The following is a 6,659-nucleotide window of genomic DNA, read 5'->3' as shown; positions in this document are numbered from 1 at the left end:
AGATAAAGAAAATGGGAAATCCATATGCAAGAAAGATACTATACATGGCAGCATTATCAGCAATAAGGTTTAACAAATACTGCAGAGAATTATACGAAAGATTAGTAAGTAAAGGTAAAGCTAAAAAATTAGCATTAGTGGCTGTAGCACATAAGTTATTAAGGCAGGCATATGGTGTATTAAAGAATAGAAAACCATTTGATGAAAATTTTTGTACTTGACATTTAACATAGAACATTCTGAAGCCGGCGAAGAGTCTTTTATTGAATTTATTATCACACGTATAAAAACTATAAATCATACTTTTTGTAAAAGAATTTTTTACCTATTTCTACTGTTAGTATATAAAGAATTATCACGATTATAACAAATAAATAAAGACTTAAAGTTAAAGGCTGTAGTTCTAATAATTTTCCAATCGGAGTAAATGGAATTATAAATCCTGATATAAATATTAAACTTACAGTTAAGATTAAAAAGTTAGATGGTTTGCTTTTTAAGAAAATTTTTCTTGTTCTTAAAACTAATAAAACGGCTACTTGTGTCGATAGACCTTCAAGAAACCAAGCAGAACGGAAAAGTTCTTGGCTTGCATTAAATACATACATCAGAGAGAAGTACGTTATAAAATCATAAACAGAGCTTATTAATCCAAAGACTATCATAAATCTTTTTATAAACTCAATATTCCATTTTTTTGGAGTCTTGATCCAATCTTTGTCTACGTTGTCTGTTGGGATTGACATTACAGCAGCATCTGACATTAAATTTTGAGTTAAAACTTGTTTTGGTAGCATTGGCAAGAAAGGAATTATAAAAGATGCACCTGTCATAGAAAATACATTTCCAAAATTAGAGCTTACTTCCATAAAAAGATATTTCATAGTATTTAAGAATGTTTTTCTTCCTTCAACGACTGCGTCAATTATAGTTTGTAAGTCTGCTTTTAATAAAACTATATCTGCTGTCTCTTTTGCTATGTCTACTGCGTTATCTACAGAGATTGCAACATCTGCCTCTCTCATAGCTGCAATATCGTTTATTCCATCGCCCATATATCCTACTACATAGCCGGCGTCTTTTAAGGCACTAACTACCAAATCTTTTTGAAGCGGCGTAAGCTCTGCAAACACAAAAGTATCTTTAACCTTATTAATAAGAGCATCTTCCGATAGATGTCTTATATCTTCACCGCTTAACACCTTTCCATCAAGTCCCAAGCTTTGAGCTATATGCTGGGCAACTAACTTGTTATCTCCCGTAATTATTCTAAGTTCTATTCCTAAATCTTTTAGCTTGCTGACTAAATCTTTTGCATCAGATTTGAGTGGGTCGTGAAGTATAACAAAGCCGATAAAAATCTCATCAGACTCGTCGTTAAAATCTATTCTTTCCTTGTCTACGTATTTATAAGAAACCGCAATAAGTTTATACCCTTGGCTACTATACAAAGTATAAAGTTTTTCAATATCTTGAATTGTATCTTTTATATCTAAAATCTTTCCATCTATCTCGGCATATTTGCAAACTTCTATGATGTGAGAGTAAGCACCTTTTGTTATTAAAACGTTTTTGTCATCTTTTTTTACTAAGATAGACAATCTTTTTCTGTTGAAATCATAAGGAATTTCATCTAACTTTTTATAATCTGAAATATCTAAATCTTTTTGACTTTCTTTTATAGCATCGTCAATCGGATTTTTATAGCCTGTTTGTAGACATGAGTTAACGCATGAAAAAATTGCAACCTTACTATCATCTTGATCTTTTATATTTTTGAATGCGAAAATTTTCATTTTTCCTTCTGTTAAAGTACCGGTTTTATCGCAACAAAAAACATTCATACTTCCAAAGTTTTCTATCGATGCTAATCTTTTAACTATCGCACCTTTATTAGCCATAAATCTTGCACCATAAGACAATCCAACGCTAACAACAGCAGGCAAAAGAACAGGAGTTATACCAATTCCAAGGGAAAGTGCAAATAATAGAGAATCTATAACACCTCTGTGATAGTAAGTATTTACAGCAAAAACAACGATAATTAAAATCGTTGCAACTTCTAATAGCGTATATCCAAATCTTCTTAAGCCTCTTTCAAAATCTGTTTCTGCTTTTCCAAGTCTTAATTTATCAGCAATTTTTCCGTATTCTGTATCTTTGGCTGTTTTGACAGCCTTCATAATTCCAAAACCGCTAACAACATGAGTTCCCATAAATACTTTATCGTTGGCGAATTTTTCAACCGGATATGGCTCTCCTGTAAGAAGAGATTCATTGATAAAAATGTCTTTTGCTTCTAATAAAACTCCATCAGCCGGCACCATATCACCGGCTCTTAAAACAACAATATCATCCGGCACAACATACTCAATAGGTATTTCCATCTCTTTTCCATCTCTAATTACATTAACATATGTCTTAACCATAGAAAGAAGCTTTTCAACTGTTCTATGTGCGCCTCTTTCCTGCCAAAAATCTAATATGCTACCAAGCAAAACAATCGTTATGATAACTAAAGCATCTATTGTTTCTCCTAAAATGGCTGAAAGTAGAGCGGTAAACAAAAGTAATAAGATGTAGGGACTTTTAAATTGATTTAAGAATAACTCTAAATCTGTAAATCTTTTTTCTTTACCAACTTTATTTAAACCATATTTTTTAAGTCTTTCTTCAGCTTCTCTTGAAGACAGTCCTACTATTTTTGGAGTGCTAGCTTTCATAATGTTTTCCGGATTTTTTATATTTTGGTTTGGTTATTATATCAGAAGAATTTTTAAATTAGGTTAAAGTAGGGATAAAAAGGAAAACGTTAAATATTATTTAATTTATACGAAGCACATTAATATAAAAAATCATTTAATATTATCCATACCAATTAACCTATTCAACATACTATGTAACATTTTAAAGCATGCAACAGTTTTTGCAACATCTTAGTCAAAATTTATTTCATAAATAATATCATTTTATAAAATACTTAATTTAATTGGCATGAAAATTTATATACATATTTTTTGAAAATTTTTTATGAGGTGTTGGTCATGGCAATTTTTATCAAGGTTGCACGAGTTAATGTCGTTGCCTGGAGCAGTTGCAACAGGTGAATTTTCTGAAGACGGAAGACTTTTATCTTACACTGGGGACATTTCAGAAAAAGCGGCAGAAATAGCTGCATTGATGGCTGCAGCTAACAGAGCTATAGGAAACATGCAAGCAAAAGGTTGGAGCGCATACACAGGTAAAGAAGGATTTTATCCTGTTCAAGGTTTTGCAGTAGCAGCCGGAAAATATGCTGCATGCATCATGGGAAATGTTGGAGTTTTTGTTGAGCTTTCAAAAGCTGACTTTGACAAAACTTTTGAAGTTTTAAGCAAGTATGTTTAATTAGGAGGTGGGTAAAATGGCAGACCTAAAAAATTTAATGTCAATCAAAGGTGTTTTTGCAGCAGGCGAATTTAATCCAGATGGCACACTTGTAGCTTACGAAGGAGATATAACTGAAGAAGAGGCAGCAATGGCAGCTGCAATGTGTGCAGCAAACAACGCAATGGCAAAAATGCAAACAGACGGATACACTGCATTTTCTGGCCAAGAATGGACTCCATTACATGGCTGGGCATTGACAGGTCCTAAATATTCAGTTTGTGTTGCAGGTAATGTTGGTGTATTCGTTAAAAACGATGAAGTTTCATTTAAGGAAGTTTTTAAAGCCCTTCTTTCTAAGTAATTAATTAACCCATGCCGGGAGTTTCTCCCGGCTAAAAAATCAAAGGAGTAGAAAAATGGCAAAATTCTTATCTGAAGAATGGATACAATTATACAAAGATGAATGGAATAAAAATGATAAGCTTGTTAATGATTTGAAAGGGTTTACTGCGTCTATAAAGTATTTTATAGAAAGAAAGCAGGAACATCTGCTTACATTCAGAGAATTAATACACTTGATAACACAGAAAGACCTCATTATAGTTTAAACAAAAAATCACCTTTACAATACTTTTATGATATTATGAATTCAAGAAAATAGGAATTTTCCCAAACCGGTATGGCTTATACAAAAACATTAAAAGGATAAGCTATGATTATAAACAAAAATAAAAGATTAATAATAACCGCTATGTTAGCTTTAAACTCTTTTACCGCCTTTGGGCAAGAAGATATATCAAGCATTATTATCTACATATGAAGAATCTATGGACTTAACCAATAAAACAAGAGTTGAAAGTCTTGGTCATTATACCCTTATTACAAGAAAAGAAATTGAAATGATGCAGGCTAACAAACTTTCGGATATACTTAAATCATTAAGACTACACACATTTGTGCAAAATAGTTTTGGAGTTTACCAATTAACGTCAGCCGGTGACGGAGTTGGAATTACAACTGAATACAGATTGTTTATAAACGACCATGAAGTAAGCTCATTGCATACAGACAATCCATTCCTTATTTATGACAACTATCCATTAGATAACATAGACCATATAGAGATTTATTGGGGAGCAGGTGCTGTTAGAATTGGAAATGAACCTTCAATAATAATGATTAAACTCTACACAAAACAGCCCGATAGAGAAAACGCCACTGTATTTAAAACATCTGTATCAACAACAAAAGATTATGGATTTAGCTTTACAGATGCAAGAAAGCCAAAAGAAAATTTTTCTTATTTAGTAAGCGTATATCAAGGATATGATAATTTTAAAACTCAACATTTAAATAACACTCCATTAGATAGAGATAATTTTAGGCAGCATGCATTTTTGCAATTTAACTACTATGATACATCTATAGATATAGGTTTTTCCCGTGTAAAAAGAGATGCTTATATGGGACTTGAAGTAGATAGAACCCCAGATTTTTCTAAAATAAGCTCGGAAGATGCTTATATATCAATAACTCAGTATTTACTTGATGACAAATCATTAAAACTAAATTTTGCCTACGATGAAAACAGAAGAAATGTAGAGTTTGAAAACAACGGCTTGTATTTACCAGCCTTAAGATTTCCAAACTATATGAACGTAAATTATTACTATGAAAACAGAAATCTTAAAAAATATACATTTAATATATCAAAAGAGTTTAAAACAGATAGAAATATATTACTTATAGGAAGCTCTGCAAAGTTTAAGAAAAATGATATATCAGATGTTTATCCTCCAGCTTTAAGAGATAAATACAAGTTCAAAAATCAAAACTTATACACTATTTTCGCAGAAAACCAATTTAACATAAATGAAAAGAATCTTTTATTTATAAGTTTAAAATATGACCATTATGATAGAGATGGTGGATTAGAAAAACTTAATAAGTTTATCTCCAGATTAGGTTTCATATCCTACATAAACAACGACCTTTATATCAAAGGATTTTTAACAAAAACTTATGTCCCCCCTTCTTTTTACGAAATTGAAAGCAGTCAAGACTCAAAAAATTTAAAATCAGAAGATGTAAAAGGTGGCAGTTTAGAATTAAACTATGAGAAAAATAAGAATAAATTTCAATTATTTTACGTGTATATGATAATGGAAAAGCTTATTGATTTTGGACTACGTGGAACCTATAACTTAGATAAATCAATAAAATCTAATCTGTTTGCTTTTGATTATGAAAGCCGGGTAGACGCAAATAAAAAAATTAACTTCTCTGCTTACAAAAATTTTATTAATTTTAACTCAACCAAATTAAGCCCAACATTTGGATGGTATGTTAGATATTTACAATCTATAGATAAGTTTGACCTGTTTGGAGAGTTAATATACAGAGAAGGCTTTACTGTATTTGATGGCAGCAAAGTAAGCCAAAGCTACAACTTTAACGCTGGTATAATTTATCATCATTCTCCAAATCTAAGCATAAAACTAAAAGGAGAAAACTTGTTAAACAGCTCTCCAAAGTCTGTTTTTCCACCAATACCATCTATGCTTCCAGCAAGTGTGTTTAACGCATACGATAGAAAAATTTTAGTTACTATAGAAAAGGTATTTTAACATGAAAACTTTAAGAATTTTGTTGCTCTTATTAGCTTTTGTAATTCCAGCATTTTCACAGCCTAATCCAGATTATGTTGAAGTTAGACTCATTGAAAAAATTCTTACAGATATGACTGATAAACAACCTGTTAATGTTTGCGTTGTAAACTACAATGTAAACAAAATACTAAATTATTCAAAATATCTTAGAATAACAAACTGTGAATATGCAGATTTTATGATAATTGGAAAAGATTCCGAAGAAATAAACTATAATAAACCAGCTATAGTGTTTGATGAAGACTTGATTAAAAAAGTTAAAAACGCTGTAGGTGCTTTATACTGGAAAAAAGGCAGACCTCAGCTTATCTTCATAAAAAGTAGACTTGATAAGTATAAAATCCAACTTCCAAGCGAATATAAAGGATATTTGGTAGATGAATCTGTTTTATCTAATATATCAAACAGTTCAAATACTAAAAATATATATCTTGTTTGGGAAAGATGAATTTTATAAGAGTATTTCTTAGAGAAATTCAAAGATACTCTATTTTATTATACGTCGGGTGAGAAATTACCTCCATAGTTTACTTTTTCTAAAAAAGCTATAACCAATAGCATATGCATATAGATAAGCAACAAAAGTCTTAACCTTTCTCCATCTACTTATAAGATTGAAAT

The 6,659-nt window shown here is 30.9% G+C and carries 7 protein-coding genes; 6 read left to right on the top strand and 1 reads right to left on the bottom strand.

The genetic code is table 11. From position 1 onward, the window contains the following. Window positions 1-221: transposase (locus Q0929_RS08555; RefSeq protein ID WP_299239895.1), on the top strand; the 221-nt coding region annotated here is incomplete at its 5' end. A 69-nt stretch (window positions 222-290) separates the two neighbouring features. On the opposite strand, the gene mgtA is transcribed toward Q0929_RS08555, so the two are convergent. Continuing rightward, window positions 291-2,723 carry a magnesium-translocating P-type ATPase gene (gene mgtA, locus Q0929_RS08550; RefSeq protein ID WP_299239892.1) on the bottom strand — a complete coding sequence of 811 codons (2,433 nt, stop codon included), beginning with the start codon at window positions 2,721-2,723 and terminating at the stop codon, window positions 291-293. 352 nt (window positions 2,724-3,075) lie between these two features. Between mgtA and Q0929_RS08545 the strand changes: the two genes are divergently transcribed. The 5 genes from Q0929_RS08545 to Q0929_RS08525 all read left to right on the top strand — a co-directional run bounded on the left by Q0929_RS08545 (window position 3,076) and on the right by Q0929_RS08525 (window position 6,486). Beyond that, window positions 3,076-3,387 (top strand): DUF2173 family protein, encoded by a 312-nt coding sequence (locus Q0929_RS08545; RefSeq protein WP_299239889.1) that lies wholly within the window; start codon window positions 3,076-3,078, stop codon window positions 3,385-3,387. A 16-nt stretch (window positions 3,388-3,403) separates the two neighbouring features. Beyond that, window positions 3,404-3,730 (top strand): DUF2173 family protein, encoded by a 327-nt coding sequence (locus tag Q0929_RS08540; protein ID WP_299237917.1) that lies wholly within the window; start codon window positions 3,404-3,406, stop codon window positions 3,728-3,730. A gap of 55 nt (window positions 3,731-3,785) precedes the next feature. After that, window positions 3,786-3,977 (top strand): hypothetical protein, encoded by a 192-nt coding sequence (locus tag Q0929_RS08535; RefSeq protein WP_299239886.1) that lies wholly within the window; start codon window positions 3,786-3,788, stop codon window positions 3,975-3,977. Window positions 3,978-4,196: 219 nt separating this feature from the next. Next, a complete protein-coding gene (locus Q0929_RS08530; RefSeq protein ID WP_299239883.1) occupies window positions 4,197-5,996 on the top strand; it encodes a hypothetical protein in 1,800 nt (599 codons plus the stop codon). Between the two features lies 1 nt (window position 5,997). Then, window positions 5,998-6,486 carry a hypothetical protein gene (locus Q0929_RS08525; RefSeq protein ID WP_299239880.1) on the top strand — a complete coding sequence of 163 codons (489 nt, stop codon included), beginning with the start codon at window positions 5,998-6,000 and terminating at the stop codon, window positions 6,484-6,486. Window positions 6,487-6,659: the final 173 nt, after the last annotated feature.

This window comes from Sulfurihydrogenibium sp., from assembly GCF_028276765.1.
GTDB lineage: Bacteria > Aquificota > Aquificia > Aquificales > Hydrogenothermaceae > Sulfurihydrogenibium.
This window is presented reverse-complemented; position numbering and strand designations above follow the sequence as displayed.

Coding starts and splice junctions, on each gene's coding strand:
- Q0929_RS08535 (WP_299239886.1), top strand. CDS start 3,786: ATGGCAAAATTCTTATCTGAAGAATGGATACAATTATACAAAGATGAA.
- Q0929_RS08530 (WP_299239883.1), top strand. CDS start 4,197: ATGGACTTAACCAATAAAACAAGAGTTGAAAGTCTTGGTCATTATACC.
- Q0929_RS08540 (WP_299237917.1), top strand. CDS start 3,404: ATGGCAGACCTAAAAAATTTAATGTCAATCAAAGGTGTTTTTGCAGCA.
- mgtA (WP_299239892.1), bottom strand. CDS start 2,723: ATGAAAGCTAGCACTCCAAAAATAGTAGGACTGTCTTCAAGAGAAGCT.
- Q0929_RS08525 (WP_299239880.1), top strand. CDS start 5,998: ATGAAAACTTTAAGAATTTTGTTGCTCTTATTAGCTTTTGTAATTCCA.
- Q0929_RS08545 (WP_299239889.1), top strand. CDS start 3,076: ATGTCGTTGCCTGGAGCAGTTGCAACAGGTGAATTTTCTGAAGACGGA.